This window comes from Paenibacillus violae, assembly GCF_032461945.1.
In the GTDB taxonomy this organism is placed as follows: Bacteria; Bacillota; Bacilli; order Paenibacillales; family NBRC-103111; genus Paenibacillus_E; species Paenibacillus_E violae.
This window is the reverse complement of sequence record NZ_JAWCUD010000027.1, coordinates 1-25,811: the sequence shown is the minus strand read 5'-3', so window position 1 is coordinate 25,811 and position 25,811 is coordinate 1. Positions and strand designations below refer to the sequence as shown.

General features: G+C 41.1%; 29 protein-coding genes and 3 pseudogenes. 23 read left to right on the top strand and 9 right to left on the bottom strand.

Annotated features, from left to right (window positions below; all coding sequences use genetic code 11):
• Positions 1 to 593 precede the first annotated feature (593 nt).
• Both RQP52_RS36135 and RQP52_RS36130 read right to left on the bottom strand, forming a co-directional pair.
• Complete coding sequence (locus RQP52_RS36135; protein WP_315956274.1) at positions 594 to 749, bottom strand: hypothetical protein; 156 nt, start codon at positions 747 to 749, stop codon at positions 594 to 596.
• Positions 750 to 761: 12 nt separating this feature from the next.
• Entirely contained in the window at positions 762 to 1,595 is an 834-nt protein-coding gene (locus tag RQP52_RS36130) for an ATP-dependent DNA ligase (protein WP_315956273.1), read from the bottom strand.
• 355 nt (positions 1,596 to 1,950) lie between these two features.
• Between RQP52_RS36130 and RQP52_RS36125 the strand changes: the two genes are divergently transcribed.
• Genes RQP52_RS36125 through RQP52_RS36115 form a run of 3 tightly spaced genes read left to right on the top strand, consistent with a single transcriptional unit; the run spans position 1,951 to position 3,974 of the window.
• Complete coding sequence (locus RQP52_RS36125; protein WP_315956272.1) at positions 1,951 to 2,319, top strand: hypothetical protein; 369 nt, start codon at positions 1,951 to 1,953, stop codon at positions 2,317 to 2,319.
• A gap of 6 nt (positions 2,320 to 2,325) precedes the next feature.
• Positions 2,326 to 3,597 (top strand): DNA polymerase IV, encoded by a 1,272-nt coding sequence (locus RQP52_RS36120; RefSeq protein ID WP_315956277.1) that lies wholly within the window; start codon positions 2,326 to 2,328, stop codon positions 3,595 to 3,597.
• Entirely contained in the window at positions 3,594 to 3,974 is a 381-nt protein-coding gene (locus RQP52_RS36115) for a YolD-like family protein (protein WP_315956271.1), read from the top strand. The genes RQP52_RS36120 and RQP52_RS36115 overlap by 4 nt, the downstream gene beginning before the upstream one ends.
• Before the next feature lie 275 nt (positions 3,975 to 4,249).
• On the opposite strand, the pseudogene RQP52_RS36110 reads toward RQP52_RS36115, so the two are convergent.
• Positions 4,250 to 4,829, bottom strand: a pseudogene (locus RQP52_RS36110) (IS110 family RNA-guided transposase); the annotation flags it as partial.
• 612 nt (positions 4,830 to 5,441) lie between these two features.
• Between RQP52_RS36110 and RQP52_RS36105 the strand changes: the two are divergent.
• From RQP52_RS36105 to RQP52_RS36070, 8 genes are all read left to right on the top strand, one after another.
• Complete coding sequence (locus RQP52_RS36105; RefSeq protein ID WP_315956270.1) at positions 5,442 to 6,863, top strand: PQQ-dependent sugar dehydrogenase; 1,422 nt, start codon at positions 5,442 to 5,444, stop codon at positions 6,861 to 6,863.
• Positions 6,864 to 6,994: 131 nt separating this feature from the next.
• Entirely contained in the window at positions 6,995 to 7,597 is a 603-nt protein-coding gene (locus tag RQP52_RS36100) for a hypothetical protein (protein ID WP_315956269.1), read from the top strand.
• A gap of 63 nt (positions 7,598 to 7,660) precedes the next feature.
• Entirely contained in the window at positions 7,661 to 7,903 is a 243-nt protein-coding gene (locus RQP52_RS36095) for a hypothetical protein (protein ID WP_315956268.1), read from the top strand.
• 85 nt (positions 7,904 to 7,988) lie between these two features.
• Complete coding sequence (locus tag RQP52_RS36090; protein ID WP_315956267.1) at positions 7,989 to 8,480, top strand: DinB family protein; 492 nt, start codon at positions 7,989 to 7,991, stop codon at positions 8,478 to 8,480.
• Positions 8,481 to 8,604: 124 nt separating this feature from the next.
• The gene (locus RQP52_RS36085) at positions 8,605 to 8,919 is read left to right on the top strand and encodes a hypothetical protein (protein ID WP_315956266.1); all 315 of its coding nucleotides are present in this window, start codon (positions 8,605 to 8,607) and stop codon (positions 8,917 to 8,919) included.
• A gap of 311 nt (positions 8,920 to 9,230) precedes the next feature.
• Positions 9,231 to 10,793, top strand: a complete 1,563-nt coding sequence (locus RQP52_RS36080; protein ID WP_315956265.1) for an FMN-binding glutamate synthase family protein — start codon at positions 9,231 to 9,233, stop codon at positions 10,791 to 10,793.
• A gap of 369 nt (positions 10,794 to 11,162) precedes the next feature.
• A complete protein-coding gene (locus RQP52_RS36075; protein ID WP_315956264.1) occupies positions 11,163 to 11,333 on the top strand; it encodes a hypothetical protein in 171 nt (56 codons plus the stop codon).
• A 183-nt stretch (positions 11,334 to 11,516) separates the two neighbouring features.
• A complete protein-coding gene (locus RQP52_RS36070; RefSeq protein WP_315956263.1) occupies positions 11,517 to 11,918 on the top strand; it encodes a hypothetical protein in 402 nt (133 codons plus the stop codon).
• A 25-nt stretch (positions 11,919 to 11,943) separates the two neighbouring features.
• On the opposite strand, the gene RQP52_RS36065 is transcribed toward RQP52_RS36070, so the two are convergent.
• On the bottom strand, positions 11,944 to 12,072 hold the full coding sequence (locus RQP52_RS36065; RefSeq protein WP_315956262.1) for a hypothetical protein: 129 nt from the start codon (positions 12,070 to 12,072) through the stop codon (positions 11,944 to 11,946).
• A 67-nt stretch (positions 12,073 to 12,139) separates the two neighbouring features.
• On the opposite strand from RQP52_RS36065, the gene RQP52_RS36060 reads away from it, so the two are divergent.
• Both RQP52_RS36060 and RQP52_RS36055 read left to right on the top strand, forming a co-directional pair.
• Entirely contained in the window at positions 12,140 to 12,295 is a 156-nt protein-coding gene (locus tag RQP52_RS36060; RefSeq protein WP_315956261.1) for a hypothetical protein, read from the top strand.
• A 570-nt stretch (positions 12,296 to 12,865) separates the two neighbouring features.
• Entirely contained in the window at positions 12,866 to 13,930 is a 1,065-nt protein-coding gene (locus tag RQP52_RS36055; RefSeq protein WP_315956260.1) for an MFS transporter, read from the top strand.
• Here the strand turns inward: RQP52_RS36055 and RQP52_RS36050 are convergent.
• From RQP52_RS36050 to RQP52_RS36030, 5 genes and pseudogenes are all read right to left on the bottom strand, one after another.
• A pseudogene (locus RQP52_RS36050) lies at positions 13,879 to 14,103 on the bottom strand (ABATE domain-containing protein); the annotation flags it as partial. The gene RQP52_RS36055 and the pseudogene RQP52_RS36050 sit on opposite strands and share 52 nt — an antisense overlap.
• A gap of 144 nt (positions 14,104 to 14,247) precedes the next feature.
• Complete coding sequence (locus RQP52_RS36045; RefSeq protein WP_315956259.1) at positions 14,248 to 15,396, bottom strand: Ger(x)C family spore germination protein; 1,149 nt, start codon at positions 15,394 to 15,396, stop codon at positions 14,248 to 14,250.
• A complete protein-coding gene (locus RQP52_RS36040) occupies positions 15,393 to 16,499 on the bottom strand; it encodes a GerAB/ArcD/ProY family transporter (RefSeq protein WP_315956258.1) in 1,107 nt (368 codons plus the stop codon). The genes RQP52_RS36045 and RQP52_RS36040 overlap by 4 nt, the downstream gene beginning before the upstream one ends.
• Before the next feature lie 138 nt (positions 16,500 to 16,637).
• Positions 16,638 to 18,125, bottom strand: coding sequence for a spore germination protein (locus tag RQP52_RS36035; protein ID WP_315956257.1), 1,488 nt, complete (start codon positions 18,123 to 18,125; stop codon positions 16,638 to 16,640).
• Positions 18,126 to 18,142: 17 nt separating this feature from the next.
• Complete coding sequence (locus tag RQP52_RS36030; RefSeq protein WP_315956256.1) at positions 18,143 to 18,304, bottom strand: hypothetical protein; 162 nt, start codon at positions 18,302 to 18,304, stop codon at positions 18,143 to 18,145.
• Positions 18,305 to 18,592: 288 nt separating this feature from the next.
• Here RQP52_RS36030 and RQP52_RS36605 point away from each other — a divergent pair.
• The 10 genes and pseudogenes from RQP52_RS36605 (at position 18,593) to RQP52_RS35975 (ending at position 25,618) form a co-directional block, all read left to right on the top strand.
• Positions 18,593 to 19,160, top strand: a pseudogene (locus tag RQP52_RS36605) (SDR family NAD(P)-dependent oxidoreductase).
• Between the two features lie 8 nt (positions 19,161 to 19,168).
• Positions 19,169 to 19,405 (top strand): SDR family oxidoreductase, encoded by a 237-nt coding sequence (locus tag RQP52_RS36015; RefSeq protein WP_315956253.1) that lies wholly within the window; start codon positions 19,169 to 19,171, stop codon positions 19,403 to 19,405.
• Positions 19,406 to 19,833: 428 nt separating this feature from the next.
• A complete protein-coding gene (locus RQP52_RS36010) occupies positions 19,834 to 20,181 on the top strand; it encodes a hypothetical protein (RefSeq protein ID WP_315956252.1) in 348 nt (115 codons plus the stop codon).
• A gap of 186 nt (positions 20,182 to 20,367) precedes the next feature.
• Positions 20,368 to 20,805 (top strand): MarR family winged helix-turn-helix transcriptional regulator, encoded by a 438-nt coding sequence (locus RQP52_RS36005; protein ID WP_315956251.1) that lies wholly within the window; start codon positions 20,368 to 20,370, stop codon positions 20,803 to 20,805.
• Positions 20,806 to 20,956: 151 nt separating this feature from the next.
• Positions 20,957 to 21,568 (top strand): alpha/beta fold hydrolase, encoded by a 612-nt coding sequence (locus tag RQP52_RS36000; protein ID WP_315956276.1) that lies wholly within the window; start codon positions 20,957 to 20,959, stop codon positions 21,566 to 21,568.
• 139 nt (positions 21,569 to 21,707) lie between these two features.
• The gene (locus tag RQP52_RS35995; RefSeq protein WP_315956250.1) at positions 21,708 to 22,886 is read left to right on the top strand and encodes an MFS transporter; all 1,179 of its coding nucleotides are present in this window, start codon (positions 21,708 to 21,710) and stop codon (positions 22,884 to 22,886) included.
• A 773-nt stretch (positions 22,887 to 23,659) separates the two neighbouring features.
• Positions 23,660 to 23,848: a hypothetical protein gene (locus RQP52_RS35990; RefSeq protein WP_315956249.1), complete on the top strand. Its 189-nt coding sequence runs from the start codon at positions 23,660 to 23,662 to the stop codon at positions 23,846 to 23,848.
• 12 nt (positions 23,849 to 23,860) lie between these two features.
• Complete coding sequence (locus RQP52_RS35985) at positions 23,861 to 24,259, top strand: hypothetical protein (protein ID WP_315956248.1); 399 nt, start codon at positions 23,861 to 23,863, stop codon at positions 24,257 to 24,259.
• 33 nt (positions 24,260 to 24,292) lie between these two features.
• Complete coding sequence (locus RQP52_RS35980; RefSeq protein WP_315956247.1) at positions 24,293 to 24,769, top strand: NUDIX hydrolase; 477 nt, start codon at positions 24,293 to 24,295, stop codon at positions 24,767 to 24,769.
• Positions 24,770 to 24,868: 99 nt separating this feature from the next.
• Positions 24,869 to 25,618 (top strand): metallophosphoesterase family protein, encoded by a 750-nt coding sequence (locus RQP52_RS35975; protein ID WP_315956275.1) that lies wholly within the window; start codon positions 24,869 to 24,871, stop codon positions 25,616 to 25,618.
• Positions 25,619 to 25,811: the final 193 nt, after the last annotated feature.

The following is a 25,811-nucleotide window of genomic DNA, read 5'->3' as shown; positions in this document are numbered from 1 at the left end:
GCATACCCATATATTTCTTTGTCTACAATTTAATTCCACTGAAAAGTTATCTGTTGCAAAGCAATTATGGTCTAAATCTGAGAAAACGAGAGTATTTAAGAGCAAAGCGTTTCTCCATAGAGGCAGATTAGTGTAATAAAATGTAAAAGATAAGCATTATATTTATGGTATTATTAGATGAATTGCCCTAATAATGAGGTTGAAGATTGGTATAGAACGAGCACTCTTTTGAAAAGAGTTGAGAATATGAGAATTAATGAGTTATGGCAATATGTTATGACGAAACTTGCTGCGTCGGGACTTACTTTATTCAGTTTTTGGGCAAACGGATTTGATACTTGTTGGAATAAGCGAAAGCCTGGGGCACCCCCAGGCTTAATTTTTATTCTATAACATTGGTGCAATACCTAAATACCTTCGACATAACTACTCTTTCGTAATCATTTTTTACATAATAGCAGTGACGTTTCCAGTCTAGAAGCCGCAGGGCTCCATCAATATCTCCAGCCATTGCATCATTAAAAGCCCTCTCAACCTCTTCCAATGAAGGGACTCTTTGATGTTTTCGGTGAAATCCAATGATTCTCGACAATTCAGTACTCTTGAACTTCATCAATTAAAAAATATGCCTCCATGTTTGTATCGAAAACAACGATTCGGCTATTTACATCATATTCCATATCATTCACTTCTAAATGACTTAGTGTTTTCTCTTCGCCGGTCTCTGTATGCTTAACTCGGTATTCCATAAGTGTCATCCCCTAAACAATAAATTCCTCAAAGACTGGAAGTCTCATGAATCCAGATTTATACCAATCCCTATATTTAACTCTACAGCGTACTACAGGCTTTATAAAGACGTAATCTTTGCTCTCACCACTTTTAAAAGAATGAAACACAGGCATCATTGATTCACGAGCAGACTTACTTATTCCAAGCTCCATGGTGCCAATACTGCGGACAGATTCACCCTCTTGATAGCTAAGAAGCCAAGAATGTTCTTTCTTGCTGTATCCGGTTATGTATACCTCTGCCGTTTGGTAGTTAATAACCTTCTGCCATGACCAGGAGCGTACTCCTTTTTCATTTTTCGAGTCTTTTTTCTTAATGACAATACCTTCAAGACCATGCTGACATACGATTTTAAAAAAGTCCTTTGCACTGCCTTTAATTGGCCGAACAATTCTATATTGTTCCGTCTCCATAAGTGTCTCTTCAAGTAGTTGCTTACGTCGAACTAATGGCAATCCAGTCACGTCCACGCCTTGATGATACAAGATGTCAAAAGCCATAAATAGGACTGGTTTACGCTTTTTATTGGACCGGAAACCTGCATTTGTTGCTTCGAAGTCCGCCCGCCCTTGTTCATCAAGGACAACAATTTCTCCATTGAGAATAGTTCCTTTAGGAATCGGTGGATTATGTAGTTCAGGATATTTTACTGTTGCATTCGTGTTCTTTGTGTATAGGTTAAACTCATCCATATTTGATACAATCAACCGAATACCATCCCATTTCAATTCGGCGAAAGTAGAATCATTATCAAACGGTTCGTTGTTTTTGGCATATTGGAGAAGCATTGGAGGAATAAACATTTTCTTTCATCACCCATAATAATGGTACACCTTAGAGCTATCTATGACTAATGGGATTTGAAGGAAGCAAGGAGCATTAGAATGAAGAAATTAATTACCCCTAGTTCATTTGTTTGTTTGCGTATAGCAACTGCAATCACATTTCCAGTGTACTACGTCCTTAAAGGTAGATGAAGTACTCATGAGTTCGGAGAGTATTACTTTGCCAATAGAACTCATTTAGTAAATAAGTAAATCCCCACTGCTTAAATGGCTTTGGGGATTTTTGACTCCCTAAAAATAACTTGCATAGCGAATACGTGTTCGGTATATAATATAAAAATACAAACAAATGTTCTTATTTTGAGGTGATTAAATGAGTATCATGACAAATGTAGAGACCGACGAAGATGTTCAATTAATCAAAGAATTTACATTGTTTCCTATTTTACTTGATATGCTGGCAAGGGATTCGGAGGAGCTTAGGGTTCACAAAGATAAAATTATATATGGTCATATTCTGTTTTATTTAAAAGAAGTTGAGGACGCAATTTATCCTGAAATACAAAATATTAAGAGTGCAATGAAAGAGCGTGACATCAGAGTGTTAAAAACATCAACCACAGCTTTAGGCATTAATGTTGAATATAAAGTTCGCGGATACGTCCACCATTTTACAATGTTACGCAGTTTGATTAAGGCTGAACTCATGACAACATTAATGAGAATGCGGAGGTCGTTGTAAATGGTATTGAGAGAAAAAAGTGATCGTACGATCTATCTCTCGGATTGCCAATCTTTTTACGCTAGCGTCGAAAAAGCTTCTCATCCGGGCTTAGAAAATCTCCCGGTTGTGGTGGCCGGAGATCCAGCTAGGAGATCAGGAATTATTCTGGCTGCTTGCCCAATAGCCAAGAGTTTTGGTATTAGTACAGCACAGAGGCTTGGAGAAGCACTACAGTTATGTCCGAATGTAATTGTAATGCGGCCGCACATGCAACGCTATATAGATGTATCTCTTGCGATTACGGATATTTATAAAGAGTACACAGACCTTGTGGAAGTATTTTCGATTGATGAGCAGTTTCTGGACGTGACAGGCTCGCTCAATCATTTTCGCTGTAATGCAGAAGAACTGGCAGTTATGATTCAAAAGAAGGTCGCGGCATCAATGAATGTACGTATTCGTGTTGGCATCGGTCCTACTAAAATCCTTGCTAAACAAGCGACGGACAATTTCGCGAAGAAAAACCAGAATGGTATTTTTACACTTGGTAAAGAAGATGTAGAACGTGTGTTATGGCCTCTAAGTGTAGATAAGATGTACGGAGTTGGATCGCGAATGACGAGACATTTTGTTAACCTTGGAATGACCACAATCGGTCATGTTGCAAAGACGCCATTGCATGTTCTCAAGCAGAAGTTCCGAGCACGCTTTGGTAAACAGTCAGACATTCAGGCGGAGGTTATGTGGCGTACTGCTAATGGTCTCGATGATAGTCCAGTCACGCCAGGAACGTTCAATGTAGCTCCGAAATCAATTGGTCACGGAATGACTTTACCAAGAGATTATACTACGGCAGAAGAAGTAGATATTGTGCTTTTGGAATTAACGGAGGAAGTTTGCCGTGATGCTCGAAAGAAGGGTTATACGAGCGGAACCATTCACGTATTCTGTATGTGCTCACCTTACGATGCACCTACTGGATTTAGCCAGCAAAGGAAAATGCCTTTTGCAACGAACAATACACTAAAAGTTTTCGAATCAGTTCGTGAGATATTTCATCGTAATTGGAATGGTCATCCAGTACGTAAAGTTGGTGTCACACTAGGTTCTCTTGATGATGAGGAAATCACACAGTTAGATCTTTTTGAGGACGTGATAAAGCTGCGTAAGCTAGATGGTGTATTAGACGGTATCAAGGATCGGTTTGGTAACACGGCCATTATTAGGGCTTCAAGTTTAATGAAAGTCGGTCTCGCAGCAGATAGAGCTGTCAAAATTGGAGGTCACTATAAGTGAGTAAAAAATTAGAACTTAATGGACTTTGGGAGTCAAGCCGCATGATGCTTCCACAGCATAAGGAAGCCGCGATTAGAAAGCGTAAAGAATCTCAACGCATATTGCGACCTATCCGAGATGAGCAAGAAATTCAAAACATTTCAGCAGTGCTGAGCCTTTCGCAAATGTATAAAAAACCAGTTGTACTAAAATTATATGAAGAATTTAAAACTCGATCAGTTACCGGCATCGTAGTACGCAGTAAACATGGTGAATTTCGATTAGATATAATAGAGACTTCTAGCGGAGAAGGGGATTGGGAATGGATTGCTTACAGAGATGTTTTTAAAGCCGAATTATGTGATGAATGGACAGAAAATGGAATGGTCGACCTATAAACAAACAAATAATTAATTACAACGGTGACTACTCAAAATACAGCAATGCTAATTAATGAAGAATGATAAGTGTTAGAAGAAAGTAAAGTAGTAGACTGAAAGATAAACTATTAGACTGGAGTGGCGATTAAGCTAAACCAGCTAATAACTTGTCAAGATTTTTCAATAGAAAATCGAAAAGATGATGCTATACTAATTACTGAGCATGCTAAATAACCTTCCAATATAGTTTTGGAAAGTTTTTCATGGATTTCGTTTGTTGCCAATCAGATTAATTAGAGGTATGCTTCTTTTCGTTTAAGCATGGCAAAAATCCAATGTAGTAACTTGTTCACACATGCAATCATCGCTACTTTGTGGGGTTTTCCTTCGGCCATTTTTTTATCGTAAAAAGCTTTGAGTTTCTTACTCCCAGTACGGCCTCAATCCGCAGAGTACTGCCATGTACAGGGCATGTCTTAGCCTACTAGAGCCACGTTTTGTGATCCGATTAATCGTAGCCGTAAACTTTCCAGAGATATGAACACTGGGATCTACGCCAACAAAGGCAACAAGCTTTTTAGGATGATTAAACCGATCAATTTCACCAACTTCAGAGATAATCGTTGCCGCGATTTTCTCACCGATACCGGGGATGGATTGGATAATCTCATATTCTTCAACTTCATTAGCGAGTGCATCTATTTGCTTTTCGAGGGTAGATAGATGCTCTTTATAATGCAGGAGCATGCTAATGTACATATTCATACTAAATAAGTGACTTTGATAGGTTGCTTTGCGAAATGGATTTGGAATTGCAGCTGCCATGAGCTTCTGAGCCTTTTCTCTAGCCCATTTTTCGGAACGACCTGTACATAAAACCGCAATGTACAAGTAGTTCTGATCATCTAAAAACTGTGTGACTGGAGCATTGTAATGGCCCGTAGCCTCTAGAATAACCATTGGTTTTTGTCCAGTCGTGGCTTCAAGATCCTTTCCTTTATCCAAGAAGGCCTGGCCCTGACTTTCTCCTTTTGCAATATCCAGTCCAATTACTGAATTCATACTTCAATCCCTCCTAATACTGAATTTGCCGGCAGCCCCTAGTCCTTCTTGCAGTGTCATAGCTTCGCTTGTTATTAGAGATCGTTGTCTCAACCAGCCTCAAACATGTTTCTACAAGTAGGGGGTGAACAGTTTAGCTGATGGGATCACGGTCCCACGGGCAGTGACGTTCGACCCCGGCTACCGTTTACTAAACCTCTTAAATGCAAAGAGGTCAACCAGTAAAACCTGGCTGACTTCATAATACGAACGGGCAGATTTATTCAGGAGAAATTATCCGGGGGAATCTGATGTGATTTCTCCGACGATAATGTGGAAATGGTGCAATGCCTTGTCAGATACCCCGGCCCTAATTCGATACTAATTGAACATTTCTAATCATATTCTTAGTAAAATAATCAATATGAGGGAGTGTAAAGTAATTTGATAAAAGTTAAGGTTAGTTTACGGCCCATTGTAAGTAAGATAAATTTACCAACTGTTTTGAAAACAACTATACTGCCGGGTGATTCGATAGAAAGATTATTTATTGCAACCCAGGTAGGAGAGATCTTTTACATAGGAAATGGGGTTATAAAGACTTTTCTAGATATTCGTCCACGAGTTATAAAACTAGGTGCTTCTAGTGGTGGATATGATGAAAGGGGATTGTTAGGGCTAGCATTTCATCCCGAGTTTTTTTATAACGGCCTCTTTTATCTTCATTATTCAATTGCTGGGACACAAGGTCCAGGTGCTCTTCCTAAACCTTTTAAGCCCAACCCGTGTGATCCGAGAACCTTAAACCTAAGGTGGATAAATAGAGAAACTCAATATGATCATATTGATACAGTAGAAGAATGGATCTTACTATCGAATGGTCAATCTCAAAAACGACGGACATTACTTAACTTAAGAAGACCGTTTTTAAATCATAATGGTGTCAATAGCTTGAATTTTTCACCTGAAACTGGAAAACTTGTTCTAACAACCGGAGATGGTGGATCAGGCTATGATCCGTTTAATTTAAGCCAGGATGACATGGAGATAGCTGGTAAAATTATTGAAATTGATGTAGATAAGAATACATTTTTCTATGATCTACCCGTGGTCTCACGTTTTAATGAACTTCCTGCACCTATTCAGGAAACGCTTACGGTTATTGCCAAAGGGGTTCGCAATATACCAGGCATTTCATATCAAAGGTTATATAATCAGTACATCAAATATGTGGGAAATGTCGGACAGGATTTGGTAGAGTCGATTTTTTCTTTCGTTCATTATAAACCAATACCGGTTACTCAGCTTATTCAAGCTTATTTAATGAAATCTGAACCTGACCAAGAAGGATTTATTAACTTTGGCTGGCGTGCGTGGGAAGGTGCTTTTCCTGCGTCGATTATTAGTAGCTGCTCTGTAAATCCGAATTTGGATGAGAAAACAATTGCTTATTACAATGAAGCAGTAAAAACTTCAGTGAGGCGTCTTCAGCCTTTAATTTGTTATTTTCATAAAGAACCCCGACCGGATAAGTATGGAGGAACTGCACTTACAGGGGTCCAGGCATATATGGGGAATGGAATTCCCGAATTAACGGGAAGCGTTGTGTTTACTGATCTTGCCCGGAATGAAGAATCTCAACCTCCAGTTAGAGGGGTTTTAGCTTATACTAAAGTAAGAACAGATTGTAAACTAAATGATTTTAGTGTTATTGAAACTGATTATAATTTTGGAACTCAATCAGCTTATTATGTTAGTTTGGGAACGAATCTGGATCAAACCAGACTATATTTAGGGGTTTTTGGTTCTATGAAAGTGACTGATTTTAACCAAGGTACTGTATATGAAATTGTTCGGGAACTATAGCTTAATAAAGACATCGCGGCAGTCGGTCATGACGATCGGCTGTCGTTTCCACGCTAACGGGCAGGTTACTTCCAATATGTGTTAATATTAAGTTGAGATTATTGATGAAAAAAACCATAAGGAGGACAATGATGAAGCGGATGCCATTTGAACGCCCAACCGAGCATTATGACGAGCGAATCTTTCCTATTGATAAGCAAATATGCGAATTGTTAAAACAACGCAAAGAAATTTCGAGCAATAATCCAGGGTATCCGAAATTTGAGTATATTGAGAAATGGGCAATATCCTTCAACCTCTATGAGGATTATTTGAAATCAGTTTTCCATGTTCTGAGAAATGAGGAGCATTATAAACCGATAGTCGAACCTTGTGAATTCAGAAAAAATGTACCTATTCTGAAATTCAAGGAACAAGAAGAGTTTTTCTATACCTTGACCTCTATGAGGCAGTACGGTAACGCAAGCGTAATAACCTTTAATATTGATTGGGATGTAATGAGTGACCAGTCGGTCAAGTCAAATAAATCAAAACACTTTGAATTATATATAGGTGAAACATACCATTGTCGAATGGATAGTGGTGGAGGTAGTTCAGGGCATTTATCATTTAACTATGTCGTATCGCCCGCATTACCTGATGATATTTCTGGTATGGATTTTATCTTCAGGGAGTTCAATTCACCATTTAAAGATACATCGACAGGAAATGAAATCGTTTTTCGTATCGAGTGATTTTGAATTACGTTAACGGGACACGAAAGTTCATTAAATTGCTCGACAGCAAGGAGGCGATACATGAGTACTAAGCTTGTACCGCTCCGTGTTCCAAGTGGTTGGAAAGTAAGATTTAATGAATTTACTGAGACAGATTCTGACTCTTTTGCCAATGATGATTATGAGCATTTGTGGGAGTTTAAAGAGGATATCCTTCAGCTTGAGTATGAAGAGAAACGAACGTTGGATTTAGGTTGGTATCCCGAATTTAATCCCGAAGGTAAATATAAACTTCTGCTTATTGACTCAACGAACAAAATCTAGACTGTAATACGCTCAGTTTATTGAGCTAACGGACACGATAGTTCAATGCTTTAAGTTACATATTTTGCATGGAGGATGATGGTGTGTGAGTCAAAACCGGGTAGAGAGTTTGGTCTGGCAATGGGATCATATTTGGGAGAGGGAAGAATGGATCGTTCCGGTGTCTACCGTGTTGGAGGGAATACCAGCCGCAGCGGCAGCATGTACACCGCAAGGGGGAGGTAACTCGATCTGGGGGACGCTTTTACATATGAATTTTCATAATGAACGCAGGTTGCTTCGGCTGAATGGGGTTGAGCTCGGGCCACCAACCATCTCCAATGAGGAGACGTTCCAAGGCAGCGTGGATCCAGAAGATGAGGCTGAATGGCAGGCGCTGGTGAATCGAGCGAAGCGCGTGGCGTCGGAGCTGCGCGCTTCGCTCGGCCGTTTGACGGAAGAGCAACTGGATGCGCCATATGTCAGAAGCGGACTTACGCTCGGGCAAGAATTACTCAATTGGATCATGCACGATGCGTATCACGCAGGCCAGATTGTGCTGATTCGGAAGCAGCTAGGGGTATGGCGTAACGCATAACAGTAGTAACAAAAGCTAAGATGCCTTTCCACATAAAAGTATCTCTGTAATTTTACAAGAAGACGACGAGAAATGGATTAGCGATGTAGAGGATAAACTACCATATCCACTTCCCTTGTCCCCTATGAAGTTGGTAGAGTTACACGACATTGATTCTCCTGAGGATGGGGAAGAAAGAGATCTAGCCTTTCAAGCTTTTGGATCAGAATATATTTGTAGAATACTTGGTAACCCTTTTTTTGCTACTGATGAGATCCTCGAAACGTGTCTATGTTGTGAAAGTGATATGCATTATGTAGCATCAGTTTGTAGTGAAGATTATCATTCAGAGTTTTTGGTTCACGACAAATTTTCCTTCTTAATTGAGGAGTCATTTCTTTACTTTTACTACTGCAAAGAGTGCTTGGTTATCAAAACTGTAATGCAAAAAAGCACTTAACCAATTCTTAATAATTTAGGCCTATGTATGCTACGGCATACTGGTTGCGATTGAACTAACGGGATACAATAGTTTAAAATAAGTGAGCAGATTGCTGAGGACCGGCAACTGTTCTTTTTTAATGACGTAAGGGTAGATTACTTCCAATATGTGAAAATATTGTATGATTCTAATTAATCAGATCGCAGTTATACAAAGGGGATATATTTCTGGATATTTATTTTTTGAGACATGGCGTGATTGAATGTTTATTGGGAAATTGAGGCAATATAAGTAGGATTCGATTTACAATTTGGAAGGGGTTAAATAATATGATTAATAACCTTCTTATTATCGTATTGGTAATTCTTACGTTACCTCCCATCTTTTTTTTCGGTTACATGTATGCATTATCTAAGAATCCAAAGCATTCCATCATTCGTTCTCATCCGTTTCTCGGCTGGATAAGATATTTACTTGAAAAGTTGGGGCCAGAATTTCGTCAATACTGGTTTGACAATGATATAGAAGGGAAACCTTTCTCGCGGGCTGATTTTGTTGGACTCGTTTATGCCGCGAAATATCGAACAGATCTTATTTCCTTTGGAGGCAGACGAGACTACGAGAAACCAGGATTCTATTTGTCGAACGCCCTGTTTCCGAAATTGACCAGTGAGCTAAAAGTTGATAATGATGTGCTTTTACATGGAAGGAAATATGTTATTACTGACGAAGGGCTTTTCACAAGAAAAGAAATGATAGTAGATGAACAAATTAAGCCTTGGTTATTACATGATGACGATACAATCGTTGTCGGACAAAATCGCTTGCATCCTTGGAGGCTAAAAGGCATGTTCGGCGCCTCAGCCACTTCGTACGGAGCTGTAGGCGAGAATTATATACTGTCTACTGGAAGCGGTGCATTCATGGCAGGCGGGTCATGGATCAATACTGGTGAAGGCGGTGTAGCGGATGTACACTTGGCTACCGGCGTTGATGTTATTTCCCAGATCGGACCCGGCATGTTCGGATTTCGCGATAGTACAGGTCTCTTTTCTATAGATGCATATAAACAAAAAGCTAACACCTCTAATATCAAGGCATTCGAACTAAAATTTCATCAAGGAGCTAAAATTCGTGGGGGGCATTTGGAGGGCTCTAAGGTTACGGAGAAAGTTGCAAGAGCTCGTTTGGTACCCGTGGGAAAAACCGTAAACTCACCAAACCGGTTCGAATTCCTGACTAATCCCGAAGATGCATTACGCTTCATAGATAGGTTGCAAAGAGAAGGAGGCAAGCCGGTAGGTGTTAAAATCGTTGTAGGCGATCCAAAGCGACTCGAACCTTTTTTTCAAGCAATGGTGGACTTGGATATGTATCCCGATTTCATTACTGTTGACGGTTCTGAGGGAGGTTCTGGAGCAACCTTCAAAGCGATGGCAGACGGAATGGGACTGCCACTCTTTACCGCACTGCTGATTTTAGATGATACGGCTAGAAAATTCGGCGTGCGCAATCGTTTTAAAATATTCGCTTCCGGCAAGCTCGTTACTCCAGATAAAGTAGCAATCGCGTTGGCATTGGGGGCGGATTGTGTGAACTCTGCACGCGGCTTTATGATGGCTAATGGCTGTATTATGGCTATGCAGTGCCATACTGGCAAGTGCCCGACTGGCATTACGACTACGGATTCTAAATACCAAAAGGCTCTGGCTCCTGAAGAAAAACAATGGCGGGTGATGAACTATATTCTTCAGTTGAGGGAAGGCCTGTTCTCTTTGGCTGCAGCATGCGGCTTAGAAACTCCTCGAGAATTTAGGCGAGAACATGTTGTGTTTACTAACGAAAAGGGTCAAAGCATAAGAATCATAGACATGTTTCCTTATCCAGGATAAACTTAACCTAAGAACTTCACCTCTACATAGTCTTGTGACACAAAACTCCCTGCATTCTAGGATCCGAATCCAAGACAGGATTGGAAAAAAGGTGTTACAGCAAGAAGGAGTTAAACTCCCTCAGAGAATAAAGATTTTCTCAAAGATGCAAGGGAAATTTCAAGATTTTCTTGGTATTAAATCAAGAACGTTATATCAAAAAGAACACATACATGTAATTATAGAGCCTAATGATGAAAGCAGTGTATTGAGCTTTGTAGCCACAATACGTGCAGCAAGTACACATGCAGAATCCATACAGATTGTTATTGGGATAAAATGCATGCTGCCATCTCATACTAACAACGAAAAAAGATGGAGGTGAATATTATGCCTAAAAATGAAGCAGATCCTAAGTATGACCGCGAGAATAACCGAGCAGATAGTAAAAACCATCAGCAAAATGACACTAGTATTCTTGAAGAAGCACAAACACTATCGAGCAGCAAGGCCGCTGATTACGTCCCGAGTTTAAATAATATTAACAAAAACCAAGTTTAAGTAATAAGGCTGTTCTTCTCATTACTGAGAGGGCAGCTTTTTAAGTTGTAAAGAATTAAAAGAAGGAAATGGAAATTAGACCTACAGCTTTCCTAAACTCCGCAAATATTATCAGTTTAAATAAATTGACAGACTAGATATAATTAAGCCAACGGAATGTAAGAAAGGTTGGCGAGTTGATATATGAGCTTCGAACATCTAAGTCATGAAGATTTCGTAGATTTTTCTGTGTTTAGGCAAGAGGTGAAAGTGTATCTGGTTGAGGTATATAAATTCACTGAAGAAGACGCAATTAGAGGTATTTATACGTATCGTAATGTTTTTCCGAAATTGCAAGCTCGCACGGAACCGCGGGAAGTTGCTTCGAAGATTAGGAACAACCCATACATTGGCGGAGCAACAGAGTACGAAGAGTACCTTGCCATAATGAATGAAGCTTTTACTTTTCTTGTTGAGTCTAAAAAAATGCCGGAAATAAAAAATAAAGCAGCTGAGATTTGCCCTAGTTGCAAATTAGTTAAATACATAGATGAAGCTTGCACCTTTTGCGGTTCAAACGGCAAGGGTCTGCAGGTTACGCGTTAAAGTCGCTCAATTGAAGCGGCTTTTTTTATTTGAAAAAATCGACCAGGAATAGCGATCGGGCCCTGGCACTGGTGAAAGTTCCCTCAGACGTATTTGATGTCATTGCCCAGCTTTCAGGGCGGCCAAGTTTTTCATGTAATTCTTTTTGATCCATCGTAATCCCTCCAATTAATATCATAAAGGTATTTATTTCTGGATGCTCAATGGAGGATGATTCAACAATGAGGGTAAAAAAAAGTGATTTTAAGAAGGTTGCGCTTGAAATTGTTAAGGTTTTTGAATTAAGTATTGAATATGTCGGATTTCCTGACTCCGAAAGAGAGAAAATTAATGCATTTTATGAGAGCCAGTTTGATGAAGATGGGGAGCGTAGATAGGGACGATCCACAAAATAGAGTACTGTTTGAGAGACTATCTTCAGAGTTAAAAGGTATAAAAGAAGATTTCGAAAAGTACCCAGACAAATAGAGAAAGAGTAAGGAACACAACAACTTAAGAAATATTCTTTGCCACCTTGCGATTAATTCCAGATATTCATGTAACGGGGATCGGTTGTAGAGTAGGAGCAGATCGAACAGCCTGGCATTTAAGGCTACCGTTTTCTCAACTAGCGGGCAGGAGATGTCGAGTGACAAGAATATAGTCCGATTAATATCCGCCAAAATGGCGGCTTTTTAATTTTATCGGAACATATTCTTGTCATTTCTCGATGTCAAGAATATGTTCCGATTGCCAATCTAGGCCAAGAATATAGTCCGATTGCCGACAAGACCAAAATATATACTTTTGGGCATTCAGCTAACGGGCAGCATTCCTATTATGATTTTCACCCAATTTCAGAATAAAACTAATTTGTAGTAATATCATCGTCGGGTTAGACATACGAATACTTTTACGGGACACTCAATACAGTGGCATAGAGGCACTACCGGAGGTCAGACACTGCTATGAGAATTCGGGATTGGGACCGCAATTTAAAATTTCGCTTAGGCGTGGAGTTTGCTTTTAACGTCGTCTTTTGGACGTTTTTGCCTTTTTTGGCCATCTTTTTTGCTAACTCATTCGGGAAAGGCTGGGCAGGCTTGCTGCTCGTCCTGTCCCAAGCGCTATCCGTCGCAGGCAATTTGCTAGGCGGGTACTCAGCAGATCGGTGGGGCCGCAAAAGAATGATGGTACTGGCAGCTTGTATCCAAGGCATCGGCTATGGCATATTCGCAATCGCCGCTTCGTCGTGGGTTTCCTGGCCTCTCATCAGCTATCTCGGCTTCACACTGGCCAGCTTTGCCGGATCGTTGTACTCACCGGCCAGCGAAGCGATGGTCGCCGACGTTGTAGAGGAAAAACACCGCTCCAGCATTTTTGCAGTATTTTGGACTTCCACGAACTTGGCGGTTGTGTTCGGCCCCGCGCTCGGCGCTGTGCTATTCAAAGACAGTCCCTATATCTTGCTGTTGGTTGCATCCGTATTTTGCCTGCTCATATCCGCGGTGCTAAACCGTGGTTTGCGCGAAACACTTCCGCATTATTCTCCCGTCAACCCTCGCAAAAAGGACGACGGGCCGTGCTATAAGTTCCTAGCCGAGCAGCTACGAGGTTATCGTATTATCGCTTCTGACCAGGTGTTTTTGCTATTCATCATTGCAGGCGTCCTACTGGCACTCACGTTCATGCAACTCGACATCCTGTTTCCCGTTTTCTTCAAAGAAACAATTCCTTCCACCGATATCCTCGGTTTTGGCGGATGGCACTGGGTCGTATCGGGGCAGCAGCTGTTTGGCCTCATCGTGTCAGAGTTTGGCTTGTTCGTTGCGCTTTTCACCGTAAGCGTGACCAAATGGATGACAAGTTACAAGGACCGCTACGTATTTATAGGCGGAGCCTTGTTGTATGCGATCGGGATGGTCCTGTTCTCAGAATCCGCGATACGCAGATACATCGGTCCGCCGGACAGTGCCCGATTCAGCCCTTCCAAATCGGCGGGGTCCGCAGAATCGCGCACCGTCAGCTTCTGAACGATACGACGAATGTGCCCCCTCAACAGTCTCAGTTCATCTAATTCTTTCGTTGACGGTGCGCTAGGATAGGGAAGGTTGTGGATAGCCAGCCATTGTTCCAACCAATCCGGCTTTTCTAGTCGGTCTTCGGAATGACCAGTGCCTCTCCAATCGTGATAGCCGCTTTTCATAAAATCGTCCCATAACATAGCGCCGCAACTCCCTTGTTTTCATGTGGAATGGTTTTGTTGTAACATCCAAATCACTCCTAAGTTAGTGTCTTAACGGCTAACGTATAAAAAGGGAAGTTTTGTCACGGCAGAGGATTCATGCTCTTATTGTTCACTTAATGGAATAACTTTCGTTCCTGAATTGAGGATTTTTACTTTTACGTTAATGTGAATGGGGACTACTGGAAAAACTTCATCCCATTTCGGCTTAAATGTATGTCTCCATTCTTTGCGATGTTGTTGATAGAAATGGAGCCCTATTCTCAAAAAGTCGGAATTCTCTTTTTGTGCTTTTGTTATTGCAGCTTCGAGTTCTTTTTTCACGTTTCCTTCCAGTTTCCGTTCACATGCTTGGAGAATTTCCTGCGTTATGGCTCCTATGTTACCGTCGAATTGGACCATTGTAGCAGTAGCTTTCGTCGAAATGAATACTTCGGGTACCTCAGAGCCGGTCTTAATTTTTATTTTCGTTTTATTATCTTGAAGTCGAAATGCAGCGGATACAGAATCTCCTGAATCAGGTTCCGTAATAGATACTTCTGATAATTCTTGTATTTTTTGATTGGTTATTCGTCCAGCGCCTTTTGTTTCGTTCCCATCAAGTACGCCTGCCAGCTTAAAGCCCTTAAAAACCATCATATCCGACACCTGGAGTTTCGCATCTCCATTTATTTTAACTAAAGGGGCGACAGGCTCTATACCTTCTGCCATCAACATTTTGTTAAATTCTCTTAACCTGACCGGAAATGAAAGACCTGAAAGAGTTGTTACCTTAAAAAAATCCACTAACGCTTCCCCGACCATGATCCCTGTTTTCCCTTCGGACACGCGCAGAATACGTTCTGGTTTCTCTTTTGTAAAGGCGATAAATATTGACTCTCTTATACTTGGTGTAATAAAAAATATATCCAAAATATTTTTCAATTGTTGTTTTGCCGCGCCTTCGCTGATAATGACGGTTGTAGCATAGCCTAAGAACAAAGATCCTGGCACCATGGTTTGGATGTTATCGAAGGCTTCTGGCACAGTTTTTCCTGTTCCTTGGATAACCAAACTGGCATTTCCTCCATCCTTATTTTTCTTGCGGGTCTGTATGATCTCGTAAGTCAACAGAACCTTCCCCGTCTTATCAATATCGATACCAATTGCACGTACTAAAGCCAAACTCTCATACTCCATGTAATCCCAGCACCCGGTGCATGCAGTCAGAAGGACAATACTTAGAAGGAGTCGTGTACATGTCGAGTAGGTCATGTTTTCCTTAATACCGCCTTTTTCCCTTTTGCAACCATCAGAATAGAAACGGTACTCAGGGCAACGATGTAGAATGGATATACACAATATTGAATAACCAGTATGTAATAGTAGAAGGCTTGGTTAAATGAGCGCATACTCAAAGTGAATATAAAGGTAGCTATTGTAATGAGGATGATCAGAACCTTAGAACTCTTGTTTATGATGGTTTCGGATGCTACCCAGCTGCTGTAGAAATTGCCGGATAGCTTTAATATGGTGATGATCACATAAGGAATAAAGATAAAAATTTCTAATCCTTGAATGAATTTTCCAATAGTTAATGAAAAAGCAACATTTACACCTGCAAAAGAAATTCTGGAAAACTCTTCAGGAGAAATAGCGGCTGAGAATAAAAAAGATGAGACTCCCGGCAATATAACGACAGACACCAGTAAACCAATAGTAAGTGAAGAAAATTGCTTCCGAGGTTGATGCAAAGATTCAATCATAATGAACATGAATAAAATAACTTCCGAATGCCCTCCTCCTGCTAATAAGACACCCTTGAGAAAGGAAGGAACGTCGCTGTCCAGCATAGGGAGGATGTTTGAAGGATCGAATTGCGTTATTACAGCAAAAGCGAGAACAAGAGTAAACATGGTGCCGATCAAAATAGTCTCCAAAGTTGAGCTTAACCTGGCTAAATTTTCAATACCACTGCTTGCGATTAAAAATGACAGTAAAAGCATCAGAAACATGGGTGCCCATATCGGGGAATTGTGCAAAACAACGGTCTTCACCATCCCTCCGCACATCATTAACAACAAAGAAGACAGTACGATGTTTAATCCAACATAAGCGATAACGAAAATTGCACTGATCCATTTTCCGCCAAACATCTCGAGAATTTGAAAAATATTTTTTCCTGGATGTTTCTTGGCAACATTCAAAACCCATAAGGCAAAACCAATATTGATAAACCCGCTAATGAACTCCGCAATCCACGCACTTCTCCCAGCCAAACTGGTAATGTAGGAATGATAGAAAAAAACTCCCCCATAAGCTGTTGCAAAGGTAAGATATATGGCTTGTAGACTCGAAATCTTTTGCTTTTGCAACATGTTCCCTGATCTCCTCTTTTCTTACCACATAAGAATTTATAAGTTTCCGATTCACGGAAGAACAAATTCTTATTGGCTATAAAAACTACAATTAAAACGCGGACGCGCATCCTTGAAGGACTTCTATAGAAGTTTTTCTCATTTAGGACCTGGCTTACGGGTACTATCCCCCATCGACGTTTTGTTTCCTGACAATAATTTGGAGCGGGTTCTCAATTTCCATAGGGGAGACCTTATCAGCAAGTCCTTCATCAGGCTAATATCCCCGACATCCAAAGGATGTGAAATAGGTACGCCGAAAGAACGCAGCGTAACCAATCTCCACTGCAAGAAAAGAATACCGATAATGACGCCAAATATCCCAAAAATAGTCGCTAATAAGATTAAAAAGTAATTGGTTACTCTTGACATATTAGTCAGGTTTACCGACGACAACGCAAAGCTTGAGATCGCAGAGATCGCAACAATGATGATCACGCTAGGGCTGACATAACCGGCTTCCACAGCCGACTGGCCGATAACGACCGCTCCAAGGATACCCATGCTCTGACCTAAACCCTTAGGCAGCCTTAAACCTGCTTCTTTCAGCACATCAATCATGAAGGTCATGAGCAGCAACTCAATGACCGAAGGGAAAGGAACCTGACTTCTTCCCTCCGATATACGAATGGCCAAAGCCGGGGGTATAATCGAATGATTGTAGGCAACAAACGAAACATACAAGGGAGACAATGTCGAAGAGAGGAAAAAAGCGCCATATCGCATAATTCGCATGATGGAACTGAATATCCATTTTTGTGAATAGTCGTCGGGTGTCTGAAATTCCTGTAAAACCAATAAAGGTACAATGACTACAAAGGAAAAGTTATCGCAAAGTATCGCTACGCGTCCCTCCCCCATATTAGCAACGGTGACATCAACGCGTTCGGTCAGCTTATGTTGAGGCCAAATCGATAAAGGATTATCTTCGATAAGTTCAGTTATGATGGATATCGAATGGACAATATCGATGTCGATCCGGTCTAATCTGCTGCAGATCTCTTCAATAATTTCGGGCTTGGCTGCGTTGTTTAGCCAAACGATTCTTACTTTCGTATGGGAAGTTCTTCCAATTTCTATTTGTTTAAACATAAAGTCTGGAGAAGGCAATCGGAGTCGAAGCAGGTTCATATTTTTACTTAAATCTGTTGTGAACGCTTCATTTCCGCTCTGCATCGAAGGTTCTATTTCTGATTTCTCAGCGGCTTCACGCTTTAGTAAGGGTATAACTAAAGCATAATCAGCATCATGACATGTTAATGCAACATGACCTGTAAGAATCGCTTGTACAAGGTTATCTTTCTCGTCCGAACGATATACATTCGCTGCCGCGATGACTCTTGATTTCATCATCTCCATGAAATCGTCTGAACGTGGAACACTTTCCTCGGGGTTTCTGTCCTGCAATCTTTCGATGACATAGGTATTAATCATTTCGTTTTCAACTAGGTTTTCTATGTAACTGACATTGACTTCAGCTTTCCCGTTCAAAACGGTAATGTTCCTCGTAACGAAATCAGCGTCGTTGCAGAAGGCTTCTTTTAAATATGCTTGTAAACATATCTTTGTTTCTTCGATAAAAGACATAAATAATACGGCCTCCTTTATTGTTCTGCCATAATACCAATCTCGCTTCGGATCGATCGTACGACTGCAAAATACTCCTTCAAGAGCGGATAGTCGACCGTATTGTTCCTGCCGGCACCGGTTTTCTCCAATACCCAAGATTGAAAGAGCGGTGACCTGAACACGTTCTTGTCGATCATTCCGTCGCTCATATGACCATGAGAATCTTACATTCGTCGGACAAGTCGACGCGTTGAAAGACGACGTCGAGCAATGCTCGAATAGCTGCCGAAGCAAGGCTCATTCTCAGCCAAACCGTCGCTGATCGTTTCCCTAGGATAGGAAACGCGATTCCGTGAGGAGATCAAGGTCACACGCCCCTTAGATTTTCCATATTATTCTTCGTGTGGAGATCTTTTATGCAAGAGAGAGAGAAGACCCTCGCTTCTTCGGAGATGTATATTTCAGGAAGATAAAAGTCATTATAGATGATAGCGAATCGGGGTGATATCGGATCGCAAAGGAGGAGAAAGATGGAAAAACTTGAGGGCAAAGTGGCATTAATTACGGGAGGCAATAGCGGGATCGGTCTGACAGCCGCAAAATTGTTCATCGCGGAAGGCGCGAAGGTCGTGATTACGGGCCGGAATCCAACCACATTAAACGCGGCGGAGGAGGAGCTTGGTTCTAATGTCCTTGCGATTCAGGCGGAAGCAGCTAATCCGTCCGACATGGAAAACGTGGTAGCGCAGGCAGTCGCAACCTTTGGCAGACTGGATCGTCTACGCGAATGCCGGCATTTCATCGCCAACGCCTCTAGGAGGCACGGAGCTGTCGGTTTTCGAGGAAGTCCTTAAAGTGAACATAACCGGCGTCTTTTTTACCGTACAAGCCGCGCTGCCTCATCTGAAAGAAGGTGCTTCGATCATCTTGACCGGCTCAACACGCGCGACTGACGGTGCACCGGCAAGAGCCGCCTATTCGGCAAGCAAAGAAGCCATCAGCAGCATGGCCAGAGTGCTCGTGACCGAGTTGTCACCGCTGGCATTCGCGTAAACACGGTGGTGCCGGGAGCAACGCGCACTCCCATCTGGAAAAAGTCAACGTCCGAAGAAACCACTAAGCTGGAAGCTTCGCAAGCGCGGACCATCCCGCTTAACTGGATTGGCGATCCGGATGAAATCGCCCATGTCGCCTTGTTTCTCGCTTCCGATGATTCTTCATTCGTGCAAGGAGCGGAAATAACTGTTGACGGGGGAGCGCGCTCGGCGCCGCTAGGAGCACCTATCTACCGTCAATGATAATGGCTTACCATCATCCAAATATATAGGAGTGTTGAGAAAATGATTAAAACGGAAAAGCAATTGTAAACCGTAACCGTAAACGTAAACGGGGAAAGCGGGAGGGAAGGCCGTACGTTTCGAGAGACGGCATCCTTAACGTGAGCATGCGGGTTCCAAGAGTGCGATCCTCCATAGCCGGTCTTCTATTGGTGGACTTGATGGACCCGAATAATGGTTTCTTGGCTTTGGAAGGCAAACATTGCCCGCGATCGAATATATAAAGGCTAAAGATAATGGAAAGTACGGGGAGAAGAATTAGCCAACAGAACATTACGCTAACGTAGAACGTTACTTAAAAAGGGATCACCGGCTGTTGTGAAGTCAACGGTCCCTATTTTTTTACTGAGTATCGCGCAAGATATTTTAAGTAAACATAGAGCCTGAGCTTGCACACGTTGATCTCATGTGTTGTCCAGCAGCAGGCACAAGATAAATTCGCTTTGTTACTCAAAGATCAGCGGTATGAATTCTTTATGGAGATTTTGCGAACCGAACGTGTACCGCTGGTAGCTATGGAACAATTCATAAAAGATGCAATAGGCAGAAGTGAAATTCCACTTCAAAATCCACGATTAAGTACCGCGATGATCAACGGAGCCCTGTTGAAAGTAGTTGTCTTCATTGATTTAGTATTGTTGCCTAAACCGCTGCAAGAATTCCAAGACGATCTGATACATCGACTTTCGTGGATATTAAGGTCGGGCCTTAAGGCTAAAATAAAGCGAATGCCGTAATTCCGCGATACTCGCTGTTTTTTTAACCGATGTAGTTTTGCTTGGCAGACTGCCTTTGGTTATTGGAAAAGCAGAGTCGATTATGAAAATTTGAAGTGAACTATGTTCTTGCTCTTGCAATTAGGGGAATATGAGACTAAAATCAATTTATGTGATGAGTCAATAAGCGTTTGGAGGTGTAGAATGATGATCACCAACATGGATCTCTGTAACTGTACAAAGGTAAGACGCGCAGCACGTCATATTTCGCGTTTCTACGATACCTGCTTGTCAGAGTCAGGATCGGGGCTGCGAGCTACTCAATATGCCATCTTAGGTTACTTGAAGAACCGAGGGGCGCAGACAATGAATGAACTTGCTGAGTTTATGACAATGGATCGTGCTACGATTGGACATAATCTACGGCCACTGGAACGTGATGGTTTGGTAAGTATTCAGGTAAGCGAACGCGATCGGCGTGCGAGAATCGTTTCAATTACCGACGAAGGTCTAAGACGCATGGAATTAGGAAGACTGGGCTGGGAGCGCGCCCAGGCTGAATTCGAAGAGAAATTTGGCAATGAACATGCAGCTTCAATGAGGAACATGATGGATGGAGTTATTGGCATCAGCTTTAATACATGACAGAAGGTTTTAAGAATATCGACGGTAAGGGCTATAATCTTTGTATTATCCATCATTCTCGTCGATTCGATGTATGCCTACGTTAAAATAAAATGTCTTGGTCAGTCTGTTGTGCCAAATAGGGGCATATGAGACTAAAAAATAACTTGAAATAATTGGATATTTACGATCAGTTGGTAAACCATATTTAACTGCAGGAGGCAGGCGGGTCGTTGTATTTGACTTCCTTGGCTTCGGTGCTTCCGACAAAACTGCTGGCGCCAAATATAGCTTTGAGCAGCAATTATGTGATCTCTATGTTGTAGTTCAAGAATTAAATCTGGACAAAATTATTCCAGTGGGACATGGTTCATCGGGTCCCGCAGCAGTCAACTATACGATTGAGCATCCGGAACATATTGATTGCGTATGTTTGATGAATGCCTTCTATGTGGATTCGCCAACGGCTAAATATCCGGAGCTCATTGAGCTGTTTGCAACTACGAATTTGAAGGCTCTTACGCAAGCCATTTTGCGCAGCCCGGAACAATACGCTTGCGCGCTTAATTTCCAATGGAGCAAACTCCAAGAGTATCTGAAAGAAGATCAAAAAGAATTTTATGCGAGATTTCTCGGACCGCTGATCGACGCCAATTTCAGAAACCAACCGGGCTCTGGCCCGGCTTTCGCGAAAATGACATCGCAGTTGTTCGAAGAACTCGCCAAGAATACGAAGCGCATAAACAAGATGTGGGCGAATGATATTCCGGTCAAATTGATCTGAGACGAAACGGATCCATATCTCAACTACGGCGGCTGGATACTGGGTTCAATTGGATATGCCGGACAAAGTCGCTGAGGTTATGTTGGGAAATGAGTAAGCCAATAGAATTACATTTCTTTAAGAGGAGAGGAGAGACATTATGAAAAGAATGCTTTGGGTTGTATTAATCATGTCCTGTGGAGCCACGTTTATTTCTTCGATATTCCCTTTATATGGGGAGCATTATCGATTGAGCAGTTTGGAAATCACGATTTTGTTTGCCGTTTATGCCGCTGCCTTACTGCCAACATTACTTGTCGTAGGAGCTAGAGGGAATGCCTGGGGATTGAAGAACGTACTTCGATACAGTATTTGGATATCAATCGCATCAACGTTGCTGTTTATCATTAGCTCCAACAGCTGGATGCTATATGCGGGAAGGATTTTGGAAGGCATCGCCTATGGCACTTTTACAGGTACGGCCAGCGCGTTTCTGTTAAAACAAACCGCTAAAGATAAAGTGGGAACAGCTATAAAGCTATCAGGGGTTGTAGTGAACATTGGTTTTGGTCTGGGCCCAGCTATCTCGGGTTTAATCGTGGAATATCTACATGTTCAACCGCTTCGTTTGCCATTTTTGATTTTGCTCGTCATGTTGTTCACTTCCTTGGTTGTGCTGGAATTGCTGCCGAAACACGAGGCTTTAGAGGCACAGAAGCCGGCTAAAGCAAAAATTTCGCTCGGAGTACCTGATAATATAAGCACTCATTTCTGGTCTTTTATCGGGCTTCCGATCTTTACTGTCTTTACATTAGCCGGTGTTGTGTTTTCACTTATTCCATCATTCGTCAAGCATGTCATTCACACGAACAATCTGTCTATTTCGGGATTGTTAATTTTATTGCTTCTAGGCGGAGGAGCACTGATGCAGTTCTTCCCTTGGCCGCGTAATCCCGTTACACGGATGCGGATTGCAATCTTGTCTCTAGCCATTGGATCGTGGATTATTGTTTTTTCCGGTCAGGCAGAGAGCTTGTTTTTACTCTGGGCCGGCATATTCATTCAAGGAATTGGAGCCGGATGGACGTTTCAGGTTGCATTACGTTTTGCCGGGCAGCTGCCGAAGCCGGAAGAACGTCCGCGAGTTATTTCAGCATTTTATCTATGTGCGTATTTCGGGTTTATTGTGCCGCCTGTTGGTGTAGGCGTACTGACTCAATTTTTCAATCTGAATTTATCTTTGGTTATTTTAAATCTGTTTGCTGCACTAATCGTAATCTACGTGTTGATTTATTCCGTTAGGTTTAATCGATATTTCAATAAAATTACGTCGCAATAATTGAGCGAGCAGCGGAAAAATGAACTCATTGTAATAACCGCGGCGCATTAGCACGTGAATACATAAATTGTAAGACGTTTAATGACGAAATATATTTCGAAAATAAATGTTGTTTTAGAACGATAGACCGATTTATAAAGAAAAAATTTCTAAAAAAGCATCGAATCTGTACACTTACACTTCAGGAGTTAAGAAAACAGGAAGTACATTTTCATAAAGTTATAAAAGGGGATGAAACGTTGTGTCTAAATTATTTCTATCATTGGCTTGAAATATCAACAAAGGGAACAGAGCAAATACGAGTTCCTAATTGGAATCAAGTTAGGATACTTTCAGAAGTTGTGTAGGAGGACAATAACATATATGTATATGAAGCCGCGGTTTACGCGGTTTTTCATTTTTATGGATACAACTTCTTGTCCTTTTCGAAAGACAAGAAGTTGCACAGATTTCCGAAGGTGGACATGAAAATGATATGTTCTCCACAGTAGCAGAACAATACATATTTATGGTTCACTTTGTAGGAATCCATTCACCTTTGTGTCCTGTAATTCGAAATGTGGTATAGGTTCTTGGATTGAAACAGTGAACGCATTTTACTAATGACTTTTGCTCAAGTCCCGGGATAGAAAATGTAATCATTATGAAGTCAATCGAACGAATGATTAAGCTGACTTAATTACACTAACGGGCAGTAGAGTTACATTATATGGTAATATATTCATGTAGGATGCGGAAGGCATTTAGTTAACTAACTCTGCTGGAGGTAAAGGATGAATTCTGGACTGGAAGCTCTTAATTCCTTAATTAAAACAGAAGCAGACGGAATTTTACATGAAAATGGCTTAATTCGGATATTAGAAGGATACGGAAAAGTATTTATTAGTGGAAGCTACTTGCTGGACTTAATGACTTGGAGAGATTTAGATATTTATTTAGCTAACGATAAAATGAATGAATAAATTTTTTTTGAATTGGGTAAGGAAATTTCTTTATGTATTAAACCCTCAAAAATGAATTATCGTAATGAGTTTATTGGGCAGACAGAACATTTACCGCAGGGATATTATTGGGGGTGTTATGCAGATATTATTTCAAATGCTTGGAAGGTTGATGTTTGGGCGATTTCATCTAAGGATTTCCACCAAAAACAGCAAGAAATAGAGAAATTGAATGCCCAAATTAATTTGGTGCAACGAATGGCCATTTTAAAGTTGAAGAACAGTTTATTTAATCATCCCCTATACCGTAAAAAATTCTTTAGTGTTGATATTTATAATGCAGTTATTGAAGATGACATAAATTCCGAAGAGGACTTTAAGGATTGGTTGCAAGTTAAAAGAGGAGTATCGCTGAGCTTAGCTCTTTTTTAAATATGGTATAATTTAGGTGAAGGTGGGGTTGAATTGACAGTAATCATCAATAAAAATGGCTACGTGTTTTTAGAGTGCATCTCACTGAATGAACATGAACTAAAGAATTACTCACCGCTGGCAGGTTCATACGCCTTGGCTCGATTCAATGGTAAGTTTCTAATTTGTTTTAATACATTGAGAAAACAATGGGAAATACCGGCTGGGGGAAGAAATGAAAGTGAAACGGCTAAGGAATGTGCGATTCGGGAGCTTTTTGAGGAAACAGGACAAGCTGTTAAGGATATGGAATTTAAGGGCTTACTGAAGGTTAGGAAACCAGATGGTACAATGAAATATAATCCAATTTTTTATGTAGAATTGGATAATATAGAAACTTTTAATAAAAACGATGAGACAGATCAAATACTATTTTGGAACTTTATCGATAATGTTGGCTATATAGATGAAGTAGACGAGGCAGTTCTTAGATGGTGTAAGCCAGTCGTTGAGTTAACGAAAGAACGATAGTTGAGGGGCTCGCTTCAAGGCAGTCTCTCATTGATTATAAGGTAACGGAAAGGATTGCGGCGAATAATGTGTTAAACAGGAGGTAACTGACATAAGAGGATTGCTGTCTTTACCGATGTACATGGTAACTATGCGGCACTTCAAGCCGTTCTAAAAGAAGATATTGAAAGGAATGAAGTTGAACACATTTATTGTTTAGGCGACATGATAGCTATTGGTCAAGAAACAAACCAGGTCCTTGAAACATTATTTTCTCGTAATGATATTTCTATGGTTACAGGTAATCATGATGAGTCAATCTTGGCAATTGTCGAGGGTAAAGAACATCCAGTAAGTCATTCTCACGCTAAAACTCATCATGAGTGGATAGCCTCACGTATGGATCCAGTGTTTGTCCCAAAACTCAAAAGTTTGCCACGCATTTTAGAGGGTACGTACGTGGAGAAAAATCTTCTCATGCTCCATTATCATATGGAAGAGTCTAAACGAGCTGTTCATATCAGTGAAGACCCATTTGCGTCAGTTGGGAAGGACCCTTCATTAGAACAAATAAGTGCTTTTTATTTGGGAAGTACAGCTGAAATAATATGTTTTGGTCATGACCATAAAAGGTATTATTTTGCAACCGCCAGCAAAATTTATCTAAATCCTGGAGCACTCGGTTGTTATGAATTACCCATAGCTCGGTATGCGATACTTGAAATTATTGATAGCGAGGTCAATGTATTGTTTAAGGAAGTGCCTTATAATAACAAAAACTTCCTGCTTAATTTCAGAAGTTTTGGTTTACCAGAAGGAGAGTTTTTATTAACAGTGTTTCATGGAAATCAGCATCTAAATTACATGTGAAGTTACACTAACAGGACACGATAGTGCAAAAACAAGGGACAGATCGCCGCAAAAGGCAGCTGTCCCTTGTTTCATTGAACCTTCCTGTAGGACCTAAGAAATGGTCTTTGTCAAAAAAGGAGCGCCTCGGTATGATGGGTTTGTCCACGGGTTTGAAACCCAACACCATCAAGGAGGCGCTCTTTATGAAGTT

Excerpts from the sequence above, each read along its gene's own strand:
- RQP52_RS36130 (WP_315956273.1), bottom strand. The coding sequence starts at position 1,595 with ATGTTTATTCCTCCAATGCTTCTCCAATATGCCAAAAACAACGAACCG.
- RQP52_RS36125 (WP_315956272.1), top strand. The coding sequence starts at position 1,951 with ATGAGTATCATGACAAATGTAGAGACCGACGAAGATGTTCAATTAATC.
- RQP52_RS36065 (WP_315956262.1), bottom strand. The coding sequence starts at position 12,072 with ATGGATCAAAAAGAATTACATGAAAAACTTGGCCGCCCTGAAAGCTGG.
- RQP52_RS36060 (WP_315956261.1), top strand. The coding sequence starts at position 12,140 with ATGAGGGTAAAAAAAAGTGATTTTAAGAAGGTTGCGCTTGAAATTGTT.
- RQP52_RS36085 (WP_315956266.1), top strand. The coding sequence starts at position 8,605 with ATGAAGTTGGTAGAGTTACACGACATTGATTCTCCTGAGGATGGGGAA.
- RQP52_RS36035 (WP_315956257.1), bottom strand. The coding sequence starts at position 18,125 with ATGTCTTTTATCGAAGAAACAAAGATATGTTTACAAGCATATTTAAAA.
- RQP52_RS36135 (WP_315956274.1), bottom strand. The coding sequence starts at position 749 with ATGGAATACCGAGTTAAGCATACAGAGACCGGCGAAGAGAAAACACTA.
- RQP52_RS36070 (WP_315956263.1), top strand. The coding sequence starts at position 11,517 with ATGAGCTTCGAACATCTAAGTCATGAAGATTTCGTAGATTTTTCTGTG.
- RQP52_RS36045 (WP_315956259.1), bottom strand. The coding sequence starts at position 15,396 with ATGACCTACTCGACATGTACACGACTCCTTCTAAGTATTGTCCTTCTG.
- RQP52_RS36100 (WP_315956269.1), top strand. The coding sequence starts at position 6,995 with ATGAAGCGGATGCCATTTGAACGCCCAACCGAGCATTATGACGAGCGA.
- RQP52_RS35990 (WP_315956249.1), top strand. The coding sequence starts at position 23,660 with ATGAATTCTGGACTGGAAGCTCTTAATTCCTTAATTAAAACAGAAGCA.
- RQP52_RS36055 (WP_315956260.1), top strand. The coding sequence starts at position 12,866 with ATGAGAATTCGGGATTGGGACCGCAATTTAAAATTTCGCTTAGGCGTG.
- RQP52_RS36005 (WP_315956251.1), top strand. The coding sequence starts at position 20,368 with ATGATCACCAACATGGATCTCTGTAACTGTACAAAGGTAAGACGCGCA.
- RQP52_RS35995 (WP_315956250.1), top strand. The coding sequence starts at position 21,708 with ATGAAAAGAATGCTTTGGGTTGTATTAATCATGTCCTGTGGAGCCACG.
- RQP52_RS36030 (WP_315956256.1), bottom strand. The coding sequence starts at position 18,304 with ATGATCGACAAGAACGTGTTCAGGTCACCGCTCTTTCAATCTTGGGTA.
- RQP52_RS36075 (WP_315956264.1), top strand. The coding sequence starts at position 11,163 with ATGCCTAAAAATGAAGCAGATCCTAAGTATGACCGCGAGAATAACCGA.
- RQP52_RS36040 (WP_315956258.1), bottom strand. The coding sequence starts at position 16,499 with ATGTTGCAAAAGCAAAAGATTTCGAGTCTACAAGCCATATATCTTACC.
- RQP52_RS36080 (WP_315956265.1), top strand. The coding sequence starts at position 9,231 with ATGATTAATAACCTTCTTATTATCGTATTGGTAATTCTTACGTTACCT.
- RQP52_RS36095 (WP_315956268.1), top strand. The coding sequence starts at position 7,661 with ATGAGTACTAAGCTTGTACCGCTCCGTGTTCCAAGTGGTTGGAAAGTA.